The 21,044-nt window shown below is 71.7% G+C and carries 19 protein-coding genes; all 19 read left to right on the top strand.

The features are described from left to right. Positions 1–29 precede the first annotated feature (29 nt). The 19 genes from AB0I54_RS40630 (at position 30) to AB0I54_RS40720 (ending at position 20,979) form a co-directional block, all read left to right on the top strand. Positions 30–482, top strand: a complete 453-nt coding sequence (locus AB0I54_RS40630) for a 3-hydroxylacyl-ACP dehydratase (RefSeq protein ID WP_263217268.1) — start codon at positions 30–32, stop codon at positions 480–482. Continuing rightward, the gene (locus tag AB0I54_RS40635) at positions 479–1,765 is read left to right on the top strand and encodes a beta-ketoacyl-[acyl-carrier-protein] synthase family protein (protein WP_363301365.1); all 1,287 of its coding nucleotides are present in this window, start codon (positions 479–481) and stop codon (positions 1,763–1,765) included. The genes AB0I54_RS40630 and AB0I54_RS40635 overlap by 4 nt, the downstream gene beginning before the upstream one ends. Next, positions 1,762–2,181, top strand: coding sequence for a 3-hydroxyacyl-ACP dehydratase FabZ family protein (locus AB0I54_RS40640; RefSeq protein WP_363301366.1), 420 nt, complete (start codon positions 1,762–1,764; stop codon positions 2,179–2,181). The genes AB0I54_RS40635 and AB0I54_RS40640 overlap by 4 nt, the downstream gene beginning before the upstream one ends. Continuing rightward, positions 2,178–3,467, top strand: a complete 1,290-nt coding sequence (locus AB0I54_RS40645) for a beta-ketoacyl-[acyl-carrier-protein] synthase family protein (protein WP_363301367.1) — start codon at positions 2,178–2,180, stop codon at positions 3,465–3,467. The genes AB0I54_RS40640 and AB0I54_RS40645 overlap by 4 nt, the downstream gene beginning before the upstream one ends. Further along, positions 3,464–5,860 carry a beta-ketoacyl-[acyl-carrier-protein] synthase family protein gene (locus tag AB0I54_RS40650; RefSeq protein ID WP_363301368.1) on the top strand — a complete coding sequence of 799 codons (2,397 nt, stop codon included), beginning with the start codon at positions 3,464–3,466 and terminating at the stop codon, positions 5,858–5,860. The genes AB0I54_RS40645 and AB0I54_RS40650 overlap by 4 nt, the downstream gene beginning before the upstream one ends. Before the next feature lies 1 nt (position 5,861). Next, the gene (locus AB0I54_RS40655) at positions 5,862–6,971 is read left to right on the top strand and encodes a 3-oxoacyl-[acyl-carrier-protein] synthase III C-terminal domain-containing protein (RefSeq protein ID WP_363301369.1); all 1,110 of its coding nucleotides are present in this window, start codon (positions 5,862–5,864) and stop codon (positions 6,969–6,971) included. Between the two features lie 62 nt (positions 6,972–7,033). Further along, on the top strand, positions 7,034–7,900 hold the full coding sequence (locus AB0I54_RS40660; RefSeq protein WP_363301370.1) for an ester cyclase: 867 nt from the start codon (positions 7,034–7,036) through the stop codon (positions 7,898–7,900). A gap of 177 nt (positions 7,901–8,077) precedes the next feature. Beyond that, positions 8,078–9,070, top strand: a complete 993-nt coding sequence (locus tag AB0I54_RS40665) for an aldo/keto reductase (protein WP_363301371.1) — start codon at positions 8,078–8,080, stop codon at positions 9,068–9,070. Positions 9,071–9,107: 37 nt separating this feature from the next. Next, a complete protein-coding gene (locus AB0I54_RS40670) occupies positions 9,108–10,295 on the top strand; it encodes an FAD-dependent oxidoreductase (RefSeq protein ID WP_363301372.1) in 1,188 nt (395 codons plus the stop codon). Positions 10,296–10,376: 81 nt separating this feature from the next. Then, positions 10,377–11,030 (top strand): thermostable hemolysin, encoded by a 654-nt coding sequence (locus AB0I54_RS40675; protein WP_363301373.1) that lies wholly within the window; start codon positions 10,377–10,379, stop codon positions 11,028–11,030. Continuing rightward, a complete protein-coding gene (locus tag AB0I54_RS40680) occupies positions 11,020–12,645 on the top strand; it encodes an AMP-binding protein (protein WP_363301374.1) in 1,626 nt (541 codons plus the stop codon). Before AB0I54_RS40675 ends, AB0I54_RS40680 begins: the two co-directional genes overlap by 11 nt. Then, positions 12,642–13,565, top strand: a complete 924-nt coding sequence (locus tag AB0I54_RS40685) for a TauD/TfdA family dioxygenase (protein WP_363301375.1) — start codon at positions 12,642–12,644, stop codon at positions 13,563–13,565. Before AB0I54_RS40680 ends, AB0I54_RS40685 begins: the two co-directional genes overlap by 4 nt. Positions 13,566–13,642: 77 nt before the next feature. After that, on the top strand, positions 13,643–15,181 hold the full coding sequence (locus AB0I54_RS40690; protein ID WP_363301376.1) for an MFS transporter: 1,539 nt from the start codon (positions 13,643–13,645) through the stop codon (positions 15,179–15,181). Between the two features lie 27 nt (positions 15,182–15,208). Further along, positions 15,209–15,778 (top strand): cupin domain-containing protein, encoded by a 570-nt coding sequence (locus AB0I54_RS40695; protein ID WP_363301377.1) that lies wholly within the window; start codon positions 15,209–15,211, stop codon positions 15,776–15,778. Between the two features lie 150 nt (positions 15,779–15,928). After that, on the top strand, positions 15,929–16,396 hold the full coding sequence (locus tag AB0I54_RS40700; RefSeq protein ID WP_363301378.1) for an ester cyclase: 468 nt from the start codon (positions 15,929–15,931) through the stop codon (positions 16,394–16,396). A gap of 257 nt (positions 16,397–16,653) precedes the next feature. Continuing rightward, entirely contained in the window at positions 16,654–18,132 is a 1,479-nt protein-coding gene (locus tag AB0I54_RS40705) for an MFS transporter (RefSeq protein WP_363301379.1), read from the top strand. A gap of 143 nt (positions 18,133–18,275) precedes the next feature. Further along, a complete protein-coding gene (rfbC, locus tag AB0I54_RS40710; protein WP_363301380.1) occupies positions 18,276–18,878 on the top strand; it encodes a dTDP-4-dehydrorhamnose 3,5-epimerase in 603 nt (200 codons plus the stop codon). Then, on the top strand, positions 18,875–19,516 hold the full coding sequence (locus AB0I54_RS40715; RefSeq protein WP_363301381.1) for an NAD(P)-binding domain-containing protein: 642 nt from the start codon (positions 18,875–18,877) through the stop codon (positions 19,514–19,516). Before rfbC ends, AB0I54_RS40715 begins: the two co-directional genes overlap by 4 nt. Before the next feature lie 257 nt (positions 19,517–19,773). After that, complete coding sequence (locus tag AB0I54_RS40720) at positions 19,774–20,979, top strand: acyltransferase (RefSeq protein ID WP_363301382.1); 1,206 nt, start codon at positions 19,774–19,776, stop codon at positions 20,977–20,979. Positions 20,980–21,044: the final 65 nt, after the last annotated feature.

The following is a 21,044-nucleotide window of genomic DNA, read 5'->3' on the forward strand; positions in this document are numbered from 1 at the left end:
GGCAGCGGGGGACGGGAGACGGGACGACGATGCGATTCCATCTGATCGACAGGATCGAGACGCTCACCCCGCGCGAGACCATCACCGCGCGCAAGGTCACCTCGGTCGACGAGACGTACTGGCAGGCCACCCCGAACGGGCCGGCGCTGCCCTTCGGCCTCGCTCTGGAGGCCCTGTGCCAGGCGGCGACCTGGCTCATCATGATCAGCACCGACCACCGGCTGCGCGCGGCGCTGCTCGCGGTCGGCGAGGCCACCGCCCACCGGGACGTGGCCCCCGGAGAAGTGCTTCAGATGCACGCCACGATCGAGTCGATGACCGACGAGGCCGCCATCCTGGACGGCACCGTCACGGTCGACGGCGAGAGCGTCCTGGAGGCCACCGGCATCCTGTGCGCGCTCATCGACGCCGAGCGGCTCGACGACCCTGACAACACCAGGCGCATGGCGCACCAGCTGCAGGGCGGAGGGCCGGTGGGATGAGCGGGACGAAACGCGTAGTGATCACCGCGGTGGGAGCGGTCACCCCGCTCGGCAACGACGCCGAGACGACCTGGGAGGGCCTGGCCACCGGACGCAACGGAGTGGGCCGGCTGACCACCTTCGACGCCGAAGGGTTCCCGGTGCGCATCGCCGCACAGGTCAAGGACTTCGACGCGGCCAAGGCCATCCCGAAGCACATCGGGCGCAAACACCTCTCGCGCGTGGGCCAGTTCGGCGTCGCGGCCGCCTGGGAGGCGGTGCGCAAGGCCGGGCTCGACACCCTCTCCGAGGAGGTGTACGGCGCCGACGAGCGCGGTGTCGCCATGGGCGCCAGCGTCGGCCGCCCCGAACTGCAGGTGCTGCTGGACATCGGCCATCTGCGCGCCAGCACCGGCAACCCGGACGCGTTCATCTGCCGTCCGCCGGCCGTGACGCTGACCGACGACCAGAACGTGCCGCTCGCCGCCATGACCCGGATGATCGGCGGCACCGGCCCGATGCTGGGCATCAGCACCGCCTGCTCCGGCTCCGGGCACGCCATCGGCGAGGCCTTCCGGGCCATCCAGGAGGGCGACGCCAAGGTCATGGTCGCCGGTGGGTACGACTCCCTGACCACCTGGCTCGACCTGCTCGGCTTCAGCCTCCTGGGCGCCCTGACCGACCAGCACAACGACGACCCCGAGCACGCCTCACGGCCCTTCGACGCGGACCGCAGCGGCTTCGTGATCGGCGAGGGCGCCGTCGCCGTCGTACTGGAGGAGCGCGAGGCCGCCGTCGAGCGCGGCGCGGAGATCCTCGCCGAGGTCCTCGGCTACGGCTCCACGCTCAACGCCTACCGCATCACCGACTCGCCGCCCGACGGCTCCGGCGCGATCCAGGCGATGGAGGGAGCGCTGCTCGACGCCGGCCTCGGCACCGGCGACATCGACTACGTGGTCGCGCACGGCACCAGCACCCACGGCAACGACCAGTCCGAGACCGTCGCCATCAAGAAGGTGTTCGGCGCCGACACCCAGAAGCTCGTGGTCAGCGCCCCCAAGTCCATGTCCGGGCACCTGACTTCGGCGAGCCTGGGCCTCGGCGTGCTGGCCGCGATCGGCGCCATGCGGCACTCGCTGGTGCCGCCCACCGTCAACCTGGAGCGCACCGCCCCCGGTCTCGACCTCGACTACGTGCCGCACACCGCGCGCAAGATGCCGGTGGGCGCGGCGCTGATCAACGCGTTCGCCTTCGGCGGCAGCAACACCAGCATCGTCATCGGTGCGCCGCGGGAGGACGCATGAGTACGACCCGGACGGCCACGCACGCCGTGACCCCCGCCTTCGACCGGATCGTGGAACTCGAACCGGGCCGCCGGGCCGTGGCCGTGCGCAACATCCCGAACACCCTCCCGCACTTCGACCACCACTTCCCGCGCTTCCCGATCCTTCCCGGGGTGCTGCTCCTGGAGAGCATGGCGGCGCTGGCGAAGGCCGCCGTCGGAGGCGAGCGGGCCTGGCGCCTGGCATCCGTCAAGGGCGTGCGCTTCAAGCACTTCGTCGGCCCCGGGGACCAGGTGCACATCACCGCCGAGGTGACGGGAGGCAACCGGCAGACGACCGAGGTACGGGCCACCGCCCGGGTCGGGGACCGGGTGGTCGCCACCGCTCGCTCCCTGGCGCTGGTGAGCGCCGACGAGCCCTGGGAGGGCACAGCATGAGCCACGACAGGCGACGCGTGATGGTGACCGGCATCGGCCTGATGACCGCGATCGGCCAGGGCGCCGCACCGACCTGGGAGAACCTGCTGGAGGGCCGGATCGGCATCGGCCCGCTGCAGTCCTACGACCCGACGCCGCTGAACACCCGCATCGGCGCCGAGATCCATGACTTCGACCCGAACCAGTGGGCGAAGCGGCGCACCCTGCGCATGCTGTGCCGCGGGGACCAACTGGCCCTGGCCGCGGCCATCCTGGCGCTGCGCGACGCGGGCCTGGAGGACGCGGCCGACCTCGGTCACCGCACGGGCCTGTTCCTGGGCAGCAACAAGGAAATGCCCCGCATGGACGAGCTGATCTCCCAACTCCAGTCCGTGCGCTCCCCGGACGGCACCCCGGACCTGCACAAGCTGGGCCGGACCGCCTCCTCGGTGATCGCCCCGCTGTTCTTCGTCGAGGGCCTGCAGCCCGCGGCCGGCTTCCACATCTCCGAGAAGTTCGGCATCCGCGGCGCCAACGCCTACTTCGCAGGCACCGCCGACTCCGGCGCGATGGCGGTCGGCCGGGCCATGCGCACGGTGCGCAGGGGCGAGGCCGACGTGGTCGTGGCCGGCGGCTACGACGACGCCACCGGCTGGTGGGCGATGTCCAAGATGGACGGGATCGGCGTGCTCAGCGACCGCAGTGACCTGGGCAAGGAGGCCTTCCGGCCGTTCGACCGCGACCGCAGCGGCTCCGTCTTCGGCGAGGGCGCGGCCTTCCTCATCCTGGAGGAGCGCGAGCACGCCCTGGCCCGCGGCGCCCACTGCTACGCCGAGGTCACCGGCTTCGGCTCCGGCAACGACTGCGTCCGCCCGCCCAGCCCGCAGCCCCGCGCCCGCGGCCTGTCCCGGGCGATCACCCGCGCGCTCGGCGACGCAGGCGGCTCCTTCCCCGACGGCAGCTACATCGCCGCGCACGGCTGCGCCACCCGCCAGGGCGACGCCAGCGAGACCATCGCCCTGCACGACGCGCTCGGTACGGCCGCCAAGGCCGCGCAGATCAGCAGCGTCAAGCCGCAGACCGGGCATCTGGTCGGCGGCGCCGGTGCGCTGAACGCCGCCGTGGCCGCGCTGACCCTCGACTCCGGTGTCGTACCCGCCACCCAGAACCTCCACAACCCCGCCGAGGAGTGCGACCTGGACTACGTCCCGCTCACCCCGCGCGAGACCCGGCCCGGCCATGCGCTGGCCGTCGCCCGTGGCCTGGAGGGCCAGGCGGTGGCCATCGCCATGGAGCGGACCTCATGACGGACATATCCGAGGACACATCCGAAAGGAGCGCGGACATGAGCCACGGCGAGCACGGCAACATCTCGCCGGATCGCGGCGCTCGGTCCCGGCGGGTCGTGGTCTGCGGTGTGGGCGCGGTGACCGCCCACGGCGACGGCGCCACGGCACTGTGGGAGGGCATACGGTCGGGCGAGGCGGCCATCACCCCGGTGCGCGGGCTGCCCATGGAGGGCTGCGCCACCGAGATCGGCGGCGAAGTCCGTACCGAACGCCGTCCCACCTACGACTACCTGGCCTCCTTCGGCGGCCGTGAACGCGAACCGGCCGTGGACTTCGCTTTGCTGGCGGCCGAGGAGGCACTGAACCAGGCGGGCCTGGCCGAGGTGCCCGCGGAGCGCTGGGGCGTGGCCCTCGGCTCCTGCATGGGCGGTCTGCGCAGCGCCGAGAAACTGGCCCGGCGCGGTGCCGACGGCGTCTCGCCCGAGGACGACGGCCGGCACAACCTGCTGGTCCCGCCGCAGGCCATCGCCGAGGCGGTGAGCAGCGCCTTCGGGCTCAAGGGCCCCTCGCTGTCGGTGAACACCGCCTGCGCCTCCGGCGCCCACGCCATCGCCCACGCCAGCGAGTCCATCAGCGCGGGCCGTGTCGACGCCATGCTCGTGGGCGGCAGCGACGCGTTCACGGAGACGGCGTTCGCCGGGTTCACCAGCCTGCAGTCGCTGTCCACCAAGCCCGCCGCGCCCTACTCCAGGGACCGCGACGGCCTCTCGCTCGGCGAGGGCGCGGGCATGCTGGTCCTCGCCGAGGAGTCGGTGGCCCGCGCCGCGGGCGCGCCGATCCTCGCCGAGGTCCTCGGCTACGGCCTGTCCGCCGACGGGTACCACGCCACCGCCCCGCACCCCAAGGGCGAGGGCGCGGCCCGTGCCATCCGCGCGGCGCTGGAGTCGGCCGGCATCGACCCCGAGGACGTGGCCTACATCAACGGCCATGGCACTGGCACGCCGAAGAACGACTCGGCCGAGAGCAACGCGGTGCGCTCCGCGCTCGGCGAGGCCGCCGAGAACACCGCGCTGAGCAGCTCCAAGTCCATGATCGGGCATCTGCTCGGGGCGGCCGGCGCGGTCGAGGCCATCGTCACCGTGCAGGCGCTGGTCGAGCAGATCGCGCCGCCCACCGCCAACTTCACCGAGGTGGACCCCAAGTGCGGCCTGGACGCGGTGCCCACCGCGCGCCCGCTGGCCATGCACACGGCGCTGTCGAACAACTTCGCCTTCGCCGGCGCCAACGCGTGCGTCGCCTTCGGCCGTCCCGGCCAGGAGCGCACCCCCGTCCAGGCGCCGGCCGACTCCGCCGACGACAAGGTCGTGATCACCGGGTATGCGGCGGTCACCTCGGCCGGCGAGGGCGCCGAGGCGCTGTGGCAGGCCTGGCGCGACGGACGGGTCCTGGGCGCCGAGGAGGACGGACTGCACGTCGCCCGCGCCGACTTCGACCCGAAGGCGATCCCGCCGCGCGAGCGGCGCCGCATGGACCGGCTCGGCCAGCTCGCCGTGGCCACCTGCCGCGGTGCGCTGGAGCACGCCGGGATCACCGCCGACGAGCGGGTCGGCGTGGTCCTCGGCACCGGACTCGGCCCGATGCGCAGCATCGAGGAGTTCCTGCTGCCGGTCCTGGCCGGCTGCCCCGACCACGGCAGCCCGGCGATCTTCCCGAACACCGTCTTCAACGCCGCCGCCGGGCAGGTCGCCATGAACGTCGGCGCCAAGGGCCCGACGTCGACCGTCACCACCGGGCACGCGGCCGGGGCCTCCGCCCTGACCGTCGCCCACGACCTGCTGGTGCAGCACCGGGCGGAGGCCGTGCTGGTGCCCGCCGTCGAGGACCTCTCGCCGGGGGTGCTTCAGGCCTACCGCGGACTGCCGCTGTTCGACGACACCGACTACACCCTCGCCGAGGCCGGCATCACCCTCGTCCTGGAACGCGAGTCGACCGCGCGGGCCCGCGGGGCGCGCATCCTGGCCGAGTTCGCCGGGCACGGCACCGCCTCCGACGCCCAGGGCGTCGGCCGCTGGGACCCGCAGGGCCAGGGAGTGGAGCGGGCCATGCGCCAGGCCCTCGACCACGCCGGGGTCAGCGCCGGAGAACTGACCGGGATCTGGGCCAACGCGGCCGGCCTGAAGCGGGCCGACGCCCCCGAGGCGCTGGCCACCGACCGGCTGTCCACCCGGGCGGCCGTGCACACCCCCAAGCGGATCGTCGGCGAACCCATCGGCGCGGGCGCCCAGTTGGCCGCCCTGCTCGCGGTCACCGGCTGGGAGCACGGCGTCGACGAAGGGCCCCAGCTCATCAACAGCTCCTCGCTCGGCGGCACCCACATCAGCCTCGTCCTGCGTCCCGCTACGGAGAAGTGACATGCCCTCCAGCACCGATCGCCATGTGTCGATCCTCGCCACCGGCGCGTACCTGCCGGGCGAGCCGCTCGACAACGACGCCCTGGCCCGGGTGACCGGGCCGCTGCCCGACGACGTCCTGGAGGGCATCCAGGTCCAGCGCCGGCACTGGATGGTGGACCCGGACACCGGTGAACACCGCATCAGCACCTCGCAGATGGCCACCGCGGCGGCCCGTCAGGCCCTTCAGCGGGCCGGTGTCGAGGCCGACGAGATCGATCTGATCGTGGTGTCGACGGCCAGCCCCGACTATCTGCTGCCGGTCGCCGGCACCTACGTCCAGGAGCAGCTGGGCCTGGAGAGCGTCGCGGTGATCGAGGTCCGGGCCGGCTGCGTCGGCGCCGTCCAGGCCCTGGACATCGCGCGCCGCCAGCTCGCCGACGGCACCTACAGGACCGCGCTGGTGATCGGTGTGGAGGCCGTCTCCCCGCTGCTTGCCCCCGTCTTCCTGGGCCTGGACCCGCAGCGCGTGCGGATGCGTGACCGGCTCACCGTCTACACCTTCGGCGACGGCGCCGGCGCGGTGGTGCTGCGCGCCGGCGAGGAGGGCTCCGCGCACGAGGGCAGCAAGCAGGTCTTCGCCACCGCCTCCATGGGCGGCAAGCGCAAGCCCGGCATGCTCATCGTCGGCGGCGGCACCGACGTCCCGCTGGCCGAACAGCAGCGCCGCAAGCGGCTGATGGACATCAAGCTCGACATCCCCGGCACCGCCACGTTCGGCCCCCGGGTCTTCGTGCGCGGCATCCACGACATGCTGGAGCGCTCCGGGCTCGCCCTCGCGGACATCGACGCGTGCGTGCTGCCCGAGGGCAACGCCGAGTACTTCGCCAGCGAGTACGGCACCGCCGGGCTGTCCGAGGAGGACCAGGCCACCCTCTCCAAGAACATCGTGGAGAACCTGACCGACGTGGGCGCCACCGGCTCCGCCGCGGTGCCGCTCGCGCTGGACGCCGGCTGGACCGAGGGCCGTATCCGTCCCGGTCACAAGGTGCTGCTGCTCGCCATCGAGGCCAGCCGCTACCTCTACGCGGGGCTCACCCTCACCTGGGAAGCGCCGTTCCCCGGGAAGTGACGGCCCGTCGCGTCCCGTAGACCGTCACATCCCGACAACCCTTCGAGCATTAAGGACGGAACGTGTCGACACAGCAGACGGTGCAGACCGGTGAGAGCGTCGAGGAGCGCAACAAGAAGACCATCCGCTCGGTCTTCGACGTCTTCGTCAACAAGGGCGACTTCTCCATCGTCGACAAGATCTACAGCCCCGAGATGATCGACCACCAGCCGCTGCCGGGTGCCACGGAGGACCTGGACGGTGTCAAGTACACCATCGCCGCTCTGCGGGAGGGCTTCCCCGACCTGCACGTGACCATCGAGGACATGAGCGCCCACGCCAACTACGTGGTCATCCACAACACCTGGCGCGGCACCCACAAGGGCGAGTTCCTCGGTATCGCGCCCACCGGTCAGTTCATCGAGTTCATCGGCGTCGTGGTGTGGCGTCTGCTGGACAACGGGCTGATCGCGGAGCGCTGGGGCATCGGCGTGGAGTCCAACATGCTGGAGGTGCTCGGCATGCGCCGGCTCGCCCCCGCGGCGCGCGGCGGCGCACGGGCCGAGGCCCGCAGGAGCGCCCGGCCCGGCTCGGTCCTGGTGCCGCTGCTGCCCGGCAAGGGCGAGCGCTGGGCCGAGGTCCAGGCGGAGCTCGACACCCTGCGCCGGACGGCCTACGACGCCTCCCGGCGCCGCGTCGGCATCGTCCAGGAGTCCTTCGCCGTGCAGAACGTGGGCGGCCAGGACGTGGTGGTGCTCCAGGTGGAGTCCCGTGACCCGGCGCTGTCGGGGCGCAAGCTGCGCGACTCCGCGGACGAGTTCGACGTCTGGCTGCGCGAGGCGGCCGTCGAGGTGTTCGGCAGCGACCCGTGGGCCGCGCTCGCCGACGGCGGCGCCGCCGCACAGGGGCACCACTGGTCCAACGTCACCAGCGAGCTCGTCGCCCGCTGATCGTTGCCGGCTGATCGTCCGTCAAGCCGACTGCCTGGCACGGGCATTGCCGGGCTGGGCTGCTGGCTTCCTGGATTATGTCAATGCTAGGATTTCTATCAATGGTAAGTGCCCGGGGGAGCAAGACCCGAACCGCCAGCCCTCCGAGGCCCGCACGGCTCAGGAAGGAACCGATTCATGCGGCAACGTAAGCTCGGCAGCCAGGGGCTCGTGGTCTCCGAGCAGGGCCTCGGGTGCATGGGCATGACCTTCGCGTACGGCCCGGCCGACGAGGCCGAGGCCCTGCGCACCGCCCACCGGGCACTCGAACTCGGCGTGACCCTGCTGGACACCGCCGACTTCTACGGCCCGCACACCAACGAGGAGTTCGTCGGCCGGATCATCGCCGGCCGGCGCGACGACGTCGTCGTCTCCTCCAAGGTCGGCAACGAGGTCTCCCCCGAGGGCACCATCACCGGACAGATCAACGGCCGCCCCGAGTACATCCGGGCCACCGTCGAGGGCACCCTGCGCCGTCTGGGCACCGACCGGCTCGACCTGTACTACCTGCACCGCGTCGACCCCGAGGTGCCCATCGAGGAGAGCATCGGCGCGCTCGCCGAGCTGGTGGCCGCCGGCAAGGTGCGCCACATCGGCATCTCCGAGGCCTCCGCGGCCACCATCCGCCGGGCCCACGCCGTCCACCCGCTCAGCGCCGTACAGACCGAGTACTCGCTGTCCACGCGCGACGTCGAGGTCACCGGCGTACTGGAGACGGTCCGCGAGCTGGGCATCGGCTTCGTCGCCTACAGCCCGCTCGGCCGCGGCCTGCTGACCGGCCGTATCCGCAGCCTCGACACGCTGGCCGCCCACGACTTCCGCCGCATCGTCCCCCGCTTCCAGGAGGAGAACCTCGCGGCCAACCTCACCGTCGTCGAGCGCCTGGACGCCCTGGCCGCGGACAAGGGCGTCACCACCGGACAGCTCGCCCTCGCCTGGGTCCTCGCCCAGGGCGAGGAAGTCATCGCCATTCCGGGTACCAAGCGTGTCACCTACCTGGAGGAGAACGTCGCCGCCTCGGACGTCCGCCTGACCGCGGCCGACCTCGCGGCCCTGGACGAGATCGCCCCGTACGGCAGCACCGTCGGGGACCGCTACCCCGCCAACTCCATGGCCACGCTCAACCGCTGACGCGGGCCGCGGAAGCGAAGGTGACTGAGGAGCAACCATGGTGAACATAACGATCATCGGTGGCGGGATGGCCGGCCTGACAGCGGCCATCGCCGCCGCCGAGCAGGGCGCCCGGGTCACCGTCCACGAGGCGCACTCCCACCTCGGCGGCCGTGCCCGCTCGGCCGAGGGGCCGTACATCACCAACGACGGCCCGCACACCATCATGAACAACGGCGAGGCCTGGCAGTGGCTCATCTCGCGCGGTGTGGCCGGCCGCTATGTGCGCCTGTCCTTCCACGAGTGGACCCGGATGCGCTTCCGCCACCAGGGCCGGCTGCGGATGACGCTGCCGCCCGGCTACATGCGCATGACCCTGCTCGACCGCGACCGGCCGGTCCCCGTCGACCAGTCGTTCCAGGACTGGGCATCGAAGATCTTCCCGCAGCAGACGGTCGATGAGGCCCTCGGCTTCCTCGGCCCGATCGTCTTCCACGGCGACCCGGGCACCCTGTCCGCGGCGTTCATCTGGGAGCGGCTGCTGCGCGTGGGCACCCCCAAGTTCCCGCTGCCCAGCCGGTACTTCATCGGCGGCTGGGGCACGGTCGTCGACCGCATGGCGCGGGTCGCCCGCCGGCACGGCGTGATCATCGAGACCAACTCCCGCATCACCGAACTGCCGGTCGGTGACGGCCCGGTGATCGTGGCGACCTCGCTGGCCGCCGCCCGCGGACTGCTCGGCGACAGCCAACTGGACTGGCCGAGCGGCACCGCCGCCCTGGTGGACATGGCCGTCACCCACTCCAAGAAGGACGGCAACGTCTCCTTCGACATGGACGAGGGCGGCTTCACCTCCCAGTACTCCGACCACGACCCCTCCCTCGCCCCCGAGGGCGAGGCGCTCTTCCAGGGCGCGATGCCGCTTCGGCCCGGCGAGAACAAGGCCCAGGCCATCGAGCGGCTGGAGGGACTCTTCGACCTCACCACCCCCGGCTGGCGCGACCGCATGCTGTGGCGCCGCGAGGGCGTCTCCCGCGGCCGCACCGGAGCCGTCGACTACCCCGGACACACCTGGCGGGACCGGCCCGCCATCGACCAGGGCGACGGCGTGTACCTGATCGGCGACAGCGTCGCCGCCCCGGGCATCCTCGCCGAGACCTCCATCAACAGCGGTCTGATGGCCGCCGAACTCGCCGTACGGGCACGGCCGGTGAGCGCACCGCGCCCCGCCGTCCTCGGCATGTGACCACCCCGACCACGACAACCGACCTCACATCCGAACATCCGACTACTTGTCCCACCCGACCCCGTAAGAGGGGGTGCACCCATGCGAATCACGCTGTCCATGCGCGACACCCCGGACTGGCAGGTCGCCGCCGACCTCGTCCAGGACGTGTTCGCCGCCCAGTACGACGCCCGCATCCGGCCCAACCCGGACGCGTTCCTCGCCTACTTCGAGACCGCAGAGGACGAGACGGAATCAGCCCTCGCCTGCGCGGGACTGTCCTTCCCCGAGCAGGAGGGCATCCTGCTGGAGCGCTACCTCGACGCCCCCGTCGAGCAGATCATCGCCGATGAACTGGGCTCTGAGGTGGCGCGCGAGCAGATCCTCCAGATAGGCAACATCGCCTCCGTCCGCGCCAGCGCCGGCGGCGAGATCATCAAGGCCCTGCCCCTGGTGATGGCCTGCCTGGGCCGCCCGTACGCGGTGATGACCATGACCGGCCGGCTGGCCTCGCTGATGCAGCACCTCGGCGTGGTCTTCCACCCGCTCGTCGACGCCTCCCGCGACCGCCTCTCGCCCGAGGAGGCGGCCCTGTGGGGCTCCTACTACGACACCCGGCCGGTCGTCGGCTGGGCCGAGGCGGCCGCGCAGAGCACCCTGCTGCTCGCCGCGATCGGCCGCTACTGCTTCGAATCGGTCGACATGCGGTTCGTCGGCAACCGCCCCGAGCAGAAGGTGCTGACCCGTGCCGCGTGACACCGAGACCGTGAGCCTTGCCGCCGGACTGCTCGCGCGGGCGGACAGCGACGACGTCATGGTGCGCGTGCTGTCCGCCGACGGCGGCCCCGCCACCGACTTCGGCTACCGCGACCTCATCGGCGCGGCCCTCGTCCTCGCCGCCCGGCTGAGCGAGTGGGAGCGGGAGCACGGCCGCCCCGCCCGCGTGGGGCTGCTCGCCGAGAACTCGCCCGAGTGGGTCGCCGCCGACCTCGCCCTGCTGTTCGCCTCCGCCGTGGAGATCCCGGTCCCCACCGCGTTCGCCGCCGAGCAGGCCGCCTCCCTCTTCGAGACGGCCGACCTGTGCCTGGTCGACGCCGGCGGCGCCGGCGCCCTGGAGCGCTGGACCAAGGACCGCGAGGGCGGCGTACTGCCCGAGGGCTGCCCGGTGACCGAGATCGACCTGCCCGCCCTGCGGGCCGCCGCGCCCGCCACCGCACCGAAGTGGCCGGTGCCCGCCGAGGACGCCATCGTCAAGGTCATCCACACCTCCGGCACCACCTCTGCCCCCAAGGGCGTACAGATCCGCCGGCACGGCCTGGACGCCCTGCTGACCTCGCTGCGCGCCCGCACCGGCACCGCCCTGTTCGAGCGCTATCTGTCGATCGTCCCGCTGAGCCTGCTCATCGAGCAGGTCGCCGGGCTCTACATGCCCTTCCTCGCGGGCGGTTCGGTCACCTTCATGCCGCCCGGCACCGCGCTGGTCGGCACCGCCGCCGACGCCGCGCCCCGCATGCTCGAACTGCTGCGCAGGGCCCGGCCCACCGCCCTGGTCATCCCGCCCACCGTGGCCGGGCTGTTCCTCGCCCTGTGCGAGCAGCAGCCCGAGGAGAACGTGACCGAGCGGCACCTGCGGATCTTCGGCCACGAGGGCCCGGTCTTCGTCGCCTGCGGCGGCGCCCCGGTGCCCGCCGAGATCCTCCAGCGCCTGCACGACTTCGGCCTCACCGTCCACGAGGGCTACGGGCTGAGCGAGAACTCCTCGGTGGTCTCCTGGAACTTCCCCGGCGAGGTCCGCTTCGGCACCGTCGGCCGCCCCCTGGACCATGTCGAGGTGGAGCTGGCCGAGGACGGCGAACTGCTCATCCGCAGCAGCTCGCTGTTCGCCGGCTACACCCGCGAGGACCCCTCCAGCGTCGTCGTCGACGACCGGGGCTGGCTGCACACCGGCGACCTCGCCGAGCTCGACGAGGACGGCTATCTGCGCATCACCGGCCGCAAGAAGAGCCTGGTGATCACCGCCGGCGGGCGCAACGTCTCGCCCGAGTGGGTCGAGGCCCGCTACCGCGAACTGGGCTTCGTCCGCGAGGCCGCGATCGTCGCCGACGGACTGGAGGCGGTGCACGGCCTGTTCGTCGTCGAGGCGGGACTCGACCACGACACCGCCCGCCGCCGGATCGAGGAGTTCGGCCGGGAGCGGCTCTCCGACATCGAGCGCGCCGCGGTGATCCGCCTGATGTCCGAGGACGACCCCGACTACGCCCGCTGCTTCACCGTCACCGGCCGCCCGCGTCGGGACGTCATCCGCGCCCATGTGCTCGGCGGCGCCCCCGGTGCGGCCGCCGGTGACACACGTATCAAGGAGAAGGCATGACCACCGCCTCGAACACCGTCGTGAAGACCAGTCCCTACGGCACCGGCAGCGGCCTGCTGGTGGAACCCGCCGCCGGCACCGCCCTGGACGCCATCGACTCCGCGAAGCTGCTCGAACTGCTCAAGGAGGCCGGCTTCCTGCTGCTGCGCGGCTTCGACACCGACATGACGTCGTTCACCGCGCTGGTGCAGAACACCTCCACCTCCACCACCCTCGACCCCGCCCGCGACTTCTACTCCGACGTCGCGCAGAAGGTCGACGCCGGCCTCGACGAGGTGGGCCTGCACACCGAGAACGGCAACAGCCCCTTCCGTTCCCACCTGGCCTGGTTCTTCTGCGAGAAGGCCGCCTCCTCCGGCTCCCAGACCACCGTCTGCGACGGCTACCGCGTCTGGGAGGCCCTGTCCCCGGCCGCGCGCGAGGCGTTCTCCGCGCAGGACATCGTCTACAGCCGGTACGTCTCCGAGCCCCAGTGGCGCGGTATGGCCCACCACCTGATGGGCCGCACCAAGCCGGCCGAGGAGATCCAGATCTCCGAACTGCTCGCCCTGACCGGCACGTTGAAGGGCACCGAGATCGTGCCCGAGGCCGACGGCGGCATCCGCTACTCGTACACCACCCCGGCCGCCGACTCCACCGTCTTCGGCACCCGCCCGTCCTTCGCCAACAGCATCCTCGGCCCCTCCTTCAACTACGAGAAGCCGAAGATCACCTTCGCGGACGGCACCGAGTTCTCCCCGGAGCTGCTCGCCGAGGTCGAGGCCGTCACCGCCGCCCTGACCGAGAACCTCGACTGGCAGCACGGCGACGTCGCCGTCATCGACAACACGCGGGTCATGCACGGCCGCCGCGCCATCACCGACCCCGACCGCACCATCTACAACGCCCTCAGCTACATCGCCGTACCCGCCGCCGCCTGACGCGGCACGCCGGACCGCCGGACGCGCACCCCGCCTGGGGCGCGTCCGGCACGCAGGACTCACAGACAGGGGGAGCCATGGACACACGAGAGGGAGCCATGGGCACCGAACGCCACGCGTCACCCGCCGACAAGCCGGTCGACACCTCCGTGGGCGAGGCCGTCGTGGTCGAGGCCGAGGACCACACCCCGCCGGATCCACGGCGCTGGACCCTGCTCGTCTTCGTCGCCATAGCCCAGTTCATGGTGCTCCTCGACACCACCGTGGTGAACCTGGCCCTGCCCGCCATCCAGTCCGACCTGAAGGCGAGCGCCACCGCCACCGAGTGGGTCCTCACCGGCTACATCCTCTGCTTCGGCGGCCTGATGCTGCTCGGCGGGCGCACCGCCGACCGCTGGGGCAGGCGGCGCACCTTCCTGGTCGGCGCCGTCCTGTTCACGGCCGCCTCCCTGGCGTGCGGACTGGCCGGCGGCACCACCGTGCTGATCGCCGCCCGCGCCCTGCAGGGCTGCGGCGCGGCCTTCCTGTCGCCCGCGGCCATGTCCCTGGTCACCACGTCCTTCCCGAAGGGCCGCGAACGCACCACCGCCCTCGCCGTCTGGGCGGCGCTCGCCGGACTCGGCGGCACCCTCGGCGTCGTCCTCGGCGGCGTCATCACCGACAGCCTCGACTGGCGCTGGATCTTCTACATCAACATCCCCTTCGGCGTCGTCGCGGTCGCCGGAGTCCTGCTGCTCGGCAGCCGCCGCGAGGACCTCACCCCCGGCTCCAGCCCCGACCTGATCGGCGCGGTCACCGTCACCGGCGGCCTGGCCGCGCTCGTCTACGCCATCGTCAACATCCAGGACCACGGCTGGCGTTCGGGACTGTACGTGGTGACGCCGTTCGTCGGCTCGCTGGTGCTGCTGACCACGTTCGTCCTCGTCGAACTGCGGGTCGCAGACCCGCTGATGCCGATGCGGCTCTTCGCCACCCGCTCCCTGGTCGCGTCCTCCATCGGCCGCGTCCTGACCAGCGGTGTGCAGGCGGCCGTACTGTTCCTGAGCAGCTACTACCTGCAGCGCACCCTCGGCTGGTCCACCCTGAAGTCGGGCTTCGCGTTCCTGCCGCTCGGCATCATCGCCATCGTGATCACCGCCCCGGCGACCCGGGTGATGCACAAGTTCGGCCCCCGCCCCGTCTACATCGCGGGCGCCGTGGGCTCCGTCGCCGGCCTTTTCCTGCTCACGCAGGCCCCGCACGACGGCGACTACGTCACCCAGGTGCTGCCCGCGCTGCTCGTCCTGGGCGCGGCCATGCAGTGCTGCACCATCCCGGTCAACGTCGCCGGCGTGTCCGACGTACCGCAGGAGCAGCAGGGCATCGCCTCCGGTGTGCTCGTCGCCGCGTTCCAGGTCGGCGCCTCGCTGGGCGTGGCCACCGTGGCCACCAGCGCCCTGACCCGCACCACTTCGGAACTCACCGGCGGCACCGCCCCGGCCGTCGCCTGGCTCGACGGACTGCACCTCGGCTTCTGGATCGCGGCCGGGATCGCGGTGCTCAACCTGATCAACGCCGTCGTCGGTCTGCCCGGCCGGCGTCGCGCCACCAGCACGGCCCGGGCACAGACCACCTGACCCCCCACCCTTACGAGGGAGACCCCCATGGCAAGCCCCGGAGACGTCCTGCGGCTCGGCGAGGACCGGCTCACCTTCCTGAAAACGGCGGCCGAGACCGACGGCGCCTATGTCGAGGTGGCCGTGGAGTACTCCCCGGCCAGCATCAAGCCGCCCCAGCACTACCACCCGCGGCAGACCGAGCGGATGCAGGTGGAGCGCGGGCATCTGCACCTGCTGCTCGACGGCACCCTGCACGAGTACGGACCCGGCGACGAGTTCTACATCCCGCCGGGCGCCGTGCACTCGATCTGGAACCCCGGCCCGGAGCGGGCCCGGATCACCTGGCGCACCACGCCCGCGTACAAGACGGAGACGGTCTTCGAGACCCTGTGGGGCCTGACCAACGAGGGCCGGCTCAAGCCCGACGGCACCCCCAGGCTCCAGATGCCGCTGCTCGCGCTCGGCTTCCGCGACGAGTACCGCGTCGTCACCGGCCGCCCGTTCCTGGTCGACATGGCGCTGTGCACCGCGCTGGCGCCGCTGTCCGTGGCCATGGGTTACCGGCCCACCTACCGTCCGCCGCAGGAGCGGGCCGGCCAGCCGCAGACGGCCTGACCCGTTCAGGCAGGCCGCTCGGCCGGTTCGGGTCGCGGGCCGGTTCAGGTCGCTCGGCCGGTTTTCGAGTTCCGTGCGAGGGCCGGCCTAGGCGTGCGTCCTAGCGTCGGCCCCAACGGATTCACCGCGACGCGTGGAGGAAACGGGAACATGGCCAGCGACAACGGATTCACTCTCCCGGGCGCGGATCTCCCCGCGCCCGACGCCGACCTGCGCGCCCGGCGCGAGGCGGTGGTCATCGCCCACACGATCGCCGAGACCCAGTGGGACATCGACGGTGTCTTCGCCACGTTCCCGCGCGGTCCCGTCTACCGCATCCAGGCCTTCGAGGAGGAGTCCTTCGTCGGCCCCGAGGCCATCCGCAAGGGCTACTTCGACGACATGCAGAAGGCCTTCCCGAACCTGGAGCACGACGTGCTCCACCTGCACCACACCCCCACCGCGATCATTCTCGAGGCCTGGGCCCGCGGCAAGCAGGAAGCCGACTGGCGGGACATACCCAACCGCGGCAAGTCCATCGACGCGCCGATCCTGGTCATCTTCCACTTCGACGGTGACGTGCTGATCGACGAGACCCTCTACTTCGACATCGACACCTTCAAGCGCCAGCTCGGCTGATCCCGGGCCGCGACACCGCGGGGCCCCGGCCGGCCACGGCCCGGGGCCCTGTGGCGCACCCGCCCACCAGGGGTTCCGGTGCGCACCCGCCCACCAGGGGGTTCAGCGGTCGCCGAGTGAGGCTCAAGGGGAAGTCGAGTGCCCGTCCGTAGCGTCGTCCGCGCCGGCCGGCCGTGCGCCCGGTCCGCGTTGTCGTACGTCGGACAAGTCTCCGCGACGAGCATCTCGCACTGACCGCCTCCAGAAAGGATGCTCGAATGAGCACCGTCAACCCCCCAGCTACGGGCGGAGGAACGAAGGGGCTGGTCTTCTGGGCCATCCTCACCACCGGCCTCGCCTCCTTCATGGCGGGCCTGGACAACCTAGTGATCATCACGGCGCTGCCCACGATCCGGGAGAAGCTCGGCGGCAGCCTCGCGGACCTGGAATGGACGGTCAACGCCTACACGCTGTCCTTCGCGGTCCTGATGATGTTCGGTGCCGCGCTCGGTGACCGGTTCGGCCGGCGCAAGGTCTTCTGCCTCGGCCTGCTGCTGTTCACGGGTGCCTCCGCGGCGGCGGCGCTGGCGCCGGGGGTCGGTGAACTCATCGCGGCCCGTGCCGTCCAGGGCGCGGGCGCGGCCATCGTGATGCCGCTGTCGGTCACTTTGCTGACGGTCGCCGTCCCGCCCGAGAAGCGCGGCTCGGCCCTGGGTATCTGGGGCGCGATCAACGGCCTGTCGATCGCCGCGGGTCCGCTGGTCGGCGGTGTCATCGTCGAGCACCTGTCCTGGCAGTGGATCTTCTGGCTGAACGTGCCGCTCGGTCTGCTGCTGGCCCCGCTGTCCTGGCGCAAGCTCGCCGAGAGCAGCATCGCCGACTCGCGCCTCGACGCGGTCGGCACGGTCCTGTCCGGCGTCGGCCTGTTCGGCATCGTGCTCGGCCTGATCAAGGGTCACGGGGACGGCTGGACCTCGCCGATGGTGCTCACCGGGCTGGTCGGCGGCGCCGCCGTGATGGGCCTGTTCGTGCTGTGGGAGAACCGCACCGACAAGCCCATGGTGCCGATGCGGCTGTTCCGCGGCCGGGCGTTCACCGGCATCAACCTGGCCGGTGTGCTGATGTCGGTCGGCATGTTCGGCGCCATCTTCCTGATGACCCAGTTCTTCCAGCTGATCCAGGGCTACACCGCGATGCAGGCCGGCGTACGGCTGCTCGCCTGGACCGCGATGCCGATGGTGGTCGCGCCGATCGCCGGCATGGTCTCCGACCGGATCGGCGGCAAGCCCGTGGTCGCGGTCGGCCTCGCGCTGATGACGGCGGGCATGGCCTACTGGGCGCTCGTCATGGACCCGGACGTCTCCTACGTCAAGCAGCTGCCGGCCCTGATGATCTGCGGCGCGGGCATGGCCATGTTCTACGCCCCGCTGATGAACCTCACCATGGGCTCGGTCGCCGAGCACGAGCAGGGCATCGCCTCCGGTGTCACGGCCGCCACCCGTGAGGTCGGCGCGGCGCTCGGCGTCGCCCTCCTGGCCTCCATCTTCAGCGCCAACGGCGGCTTCGCCTCACCGCAGAACTTCGTCGACGGCCTGGTCCCGGCGATGTGGGTGGGCGCCGCCGCGGTGGGCCTCGGCACCCTGTTCATGCTGATCGTGCCGGGCCGCGGTGCCCAGGACGCGACCCAGTCCGCGCCGGTGGCGAAGTCGTCCCCGGCCACCGCGGACGACAAGTCCGCACCCGCCCCGGCCCGCTGACCCCCGTGGCGCGGCGCCGGCTCCCCGCTCCGGGGCACCGGGCCCCGGCAACCCGACCACGCCCGCGGGGGGCCTGCGCCGCGCCCGGGCGTTCTCGACCGGCTCAACCCCGTTGCCCGAACAGGAAACCGAGGAAGCGGAGCATGGCAATCGAAGAAATGAAGGTCAAAGACGCCTTCAGGATCACGCCGTCGCAGATCCCGGACAACCGCGGCCACTTCTTCGAGGCGTGGCGACTGAGCGAGCTGAGCGAGGCGAGCGGCCAGACGTTCGCCGTCCGGCAGGTCAACTACTCGGTCTCGCACCGCAACACACTGCGCGGCATCCACGGTACGACCCTGCCGCCGGGCCAGGCCAAGCTCGTGACCTGTGTGCGCGGGGCCGCCCTGGACGTGGTGGTCGACCTGCGGGTCGGCTCGCCCACCTTCGGCATGTTCGACACCACGCTGCAGGAGGCCGGTTCGGGCATCGGCGTCTACCTCGCCGACGGCCTGGGCCACGCCTTCCTCGCGCTGACCGACGACACCTGCATGAACTACCTGTGCTCCGAGGAGTACGTGCACGGCACCATGGTCGACATCCAGGCCCTGGACCCCGCGATCGGCATCCCGTGGGACACCTCCGAGCCGTTCGTCCGCTCGGACAAGGACGCGGCCGCACCGACCCTCGCCGAGGCCGTCGCCGCCGGGCTGCTGCCCACGTACGAGGAGGCGAAGGCGTCGTACCGGACGCCGGTGCTGTCATGACGGCGATCGCGGTCCTCGGCTCGGGCACCGTCGGCAGCGGCCTGGCCCTGGGCCTCGCCCGCGCCGGCCACACGGTGCTGATCGGTTCCAGCCACCCGGACCGGGCACCGGGCGAGGAACTGACGCAGGCAGGCGTACGGCTCAGGACGCACGCGTCGGCCGCCGAATCGTCCGAGGTCGTCTTCAACGCCACCCCCGGCGAACTGTCCCTGGACCTCCTGCGCCCGCTGGAACAGCAGTTGCGCGACCGGGTCCTGGTGGACGTCTCCAACGCGTACGTACGCGGCCCGGACGGCCTGCCCGCCGCACCGGTCCACGCGGACTCCAGCCTGGCGGAGGAACTCCAGCAGGCGCTGCCGCGGACCCGGGTGGTCAAGGCCCTGAACTCGATGGACAGCCGGGTGATGACCAACCCCTCCATCTTGTCGATGCCGCCGACCGCGTGTCTCTCCGGCGACGACCCCGGGGCCAAGGAGACCGTCGTCGGCCTGCTGCGCGACCTGGGCTGGAAGGACGACTGGATCCTGGACCTGGGCGGCCTCTACAGCGCCCGCACCCAGGAGTGGCTGATCCTGTTCCTCGGCCCCTTCGTGATGCGCTACGGCATGATCCCCTTCAGCCTGGGCATAGCCCGCTGAGCCCACTGAGCCCGCTGAGCCCGCGCGGCGGCTCCGGCACCCCCCCCCGCCACCGCCGCGCCCCCGGGCGCGCCCTTCAGTCCCCCGGCCCGCCCCACCGCGCCCCCGGTCCGTACCGGGGGCGCGGTCGTGTCTGGACCGACATCGTGTCTGGACTGACATCGTGTGTTGAACGACGTAGCTGCCCGCGACGTATCAGTCGCAGTAGGTGGCGTCTTCATATCGCCCGGAACGCCGCTCACAGCACCGACATCGACTTGGCCGTCCGGGCGCGGCACGGGGACGGGACGGACGAAGTGCACGACCGCAGCCATGTGCAGGGCCTCGACGGACTCCGCGGCCTGGCCGCACTGTATGTGCTGCTGTTCCACTGCTGGCTGCTGACCTTCCCGGGTTTCCCCCACAACTCGGGCCCCTCCTGGCTCGGCTGGCTGATGTACGGGCGTCTCGCCGTCGTCTTCTTCCTCGTGCTGTCCGGGTTCTCCCTGGCCATCACACCGGCCCGCCGCGGCTGGCAACTGGGCGGCGGCGCACGGTTCCTGCGCAGGCGGGCCTGGCGGATCCTGCCGCCGTACTGGGCGGCACTCGCACTGAGCCTGGCGGTCGCCTGGTTCGTGGTGCCCGCCTCGCACTACGGTCCGCCGACCGGCAGGACGCTCCTGGTGTACGGCCTGGTGCTCCAGGACCTGTTCACGGCCCCGACCCCGAACGGCGCCTTCTGGTCGATCGGCGTGGAGGCGGAGCTCTACCTCCTCTTCCCGCTCTTCCTCCTCGTCCGGCGCCGCCTGGGCGCGGTGGTCCTGGTCGCGGGCGTGACGCTCCTGGTGGTCGCACACGGCCTGGCGGCGGCGAACGGGACGCCGGTGGAGGGCATGAACCGGCTGACCCCGGATCTCGCGCCGGTGTTCGTCGCCGGCCTGGTCGGCGCGGGAATCGTCACCGCGCCCGAGCGGGTACGGCGCCTGCCGTGGCACTGGCTCGCGGCGCTGACGGCGGCTCCGGCCCTGGCACTTGTGGCCGTCAAGGGATCCGTGTGGACGGTGGACCACTACTTCTGGGTGGACCTGGCCGTCGTACCCGCCATGACGATGCTCCTGGCGGCGGTGGCCACCGGCAGGCCCGCGTTCCTCACCCGGCTCCTGGCCACGCGGCCCATACGCACCCTCGGCAACTTCTCCTACAGCCTCTACCTCATCCATCTCCCGATCGTCATGCTCGTCGTCCGCAAGCTCGCCCCGCACGTCGTCTCACCCGGCCTGCCGACGTTCTGTTTCACCCTGTTGCTGGCCGCGCCGGCCTCGGTGCTGGGGGCGTGGCTGTTCGCGGAAGTCTTCGAGCTGCCGTTCAAACGGAACCGGTCGTGGAAGGCGATGCGCGCCGCGCCGGCCCAGCCGAACAGGCACGGCGCCGACGCCGGCGTCGGGGCCGACGGCCGGGAGGAGGTCACAGCTAGAAGTAGGTAAGAAGTGAGAGCTTGATCCTGCTCCCTCGAACGCCTCCTACCAGGCTTTTTTACAGAGAACTTCGC

It is taken from the genome of Streptomyces sp. NPDC050625 (assembly GCF_040654755.1).
Taxonomy (GTDB): Bacteria; Actinomycetota; Actinomycetes; order Streptomycetales; family Streptomycetaceae; genus Streptomyces.

Coding starts and splice junctions, on each gene's coding strand:
- AB0I54_RS40715 (WP_363301381.1), top strand. CDS start 18,875: ATGACGGCGATCGCGGTCCTCGGCTCGGGCACCGTCGGCAGCGGCCTG.
- AB0I54_RS40640 (WP_363301366.1), top strand. CDS start 1,762: ATGAGTACGACCCGGACGGCCACGCACGCCGTGACCCCCGCCTTCGAC.
- AB0I54_RS40705 (WP_363301379.1), top strand. CDS start 16,654: ATGAGCACCGTCAACCCCCCAGCTACGGGCGGAGGAACGAAGGGGCTG.
- AB0I54_RS40685 (WP_363301375.1), top strand. CDS start 12,642: ATGACCACCGCCTCGAACACCGTCGTGAAGACCAGTCCCTACGGCACC.
- AB0I54_RS40665 (WP_363301371.1), top strand. CDS start 8,078: ATGCGGCAACGTAAGCTCGGCAGCCAGGGGCTCGTGGTCTCCGAGCAG.
- AB0I54_RS40630 (WP_263217268.1), top strand. CDS start 30: ATGCGATTCCATCTGATCGACAGGATCGAGACGCTCACCCCGCGCGAG.
- AB0I54_RS40670 (WP_363301372.1), top strand. CDS start 9,108: ATGGTGAACATAACGATCATCGGTGGCGGGATGGCCGGCCTGACAGCG.
- rfbC (WP_363301380.1), top strand. CDS start 18,276: ATGGCAATCGAAGAAATGAAGGTCAAAGACGCCTTCAGGATCACGCCG.
- AB0I54_RS40650 (WP_363301368.1), top strand. CDS start 3,464: ATGACGGACATATCCGAGGACACATCCGAAAGGAGCGCGGACATGAGC.
- AB0I54_RS40690 (WP_363301376.1), top strand. CDS start 13,643: ATGGACACACGAGAGGGAGCCATGGGCACCGAACGCCACGCGTCACCC.
- AB0I54_RS40695 (WP_363301377.1), top strand. CDS start 15,209: ATGGCAAGCCCCGGAGACGTCCTGCGGCTCGGCGAGGACCGGCTCACC.
- AB0I54_RS40645 (WP_363301367.1), top strand. CDS start 2,178: ATGAGCCACGACAGGCGACGCGTGATGGTGACCGGCATCGGCCTGATG.
- AB0I54_RS40700 (WP_363301378.1), top strand. CDS start 15,929: ATGGCCAGCGACAACGGATTCACTCTCCCGGGCGCGGATCTCCCCGCG.
- AB0I54_RS40655 (WP_363301369.1), top strand. CDS start 5,862: ATGCCCTCCAGCACCGATCGCCATGTGTCGATCCTCGCCACCGGCGCG.
- AB0I54_RS40675 (WP_363301373.1), top strand. CDS start 10,377: ATGCGAATCACGCTGTCCATGCGCGACACCCCGGACTGGCAGGTCGCC.
- AB0I54_RS40635 (WP_363301365.1), top strand. CDS start 479: ATGAGCGGGACGAAACGCGTAGTGATCACCGCGGTGGGAGCGGTCACC.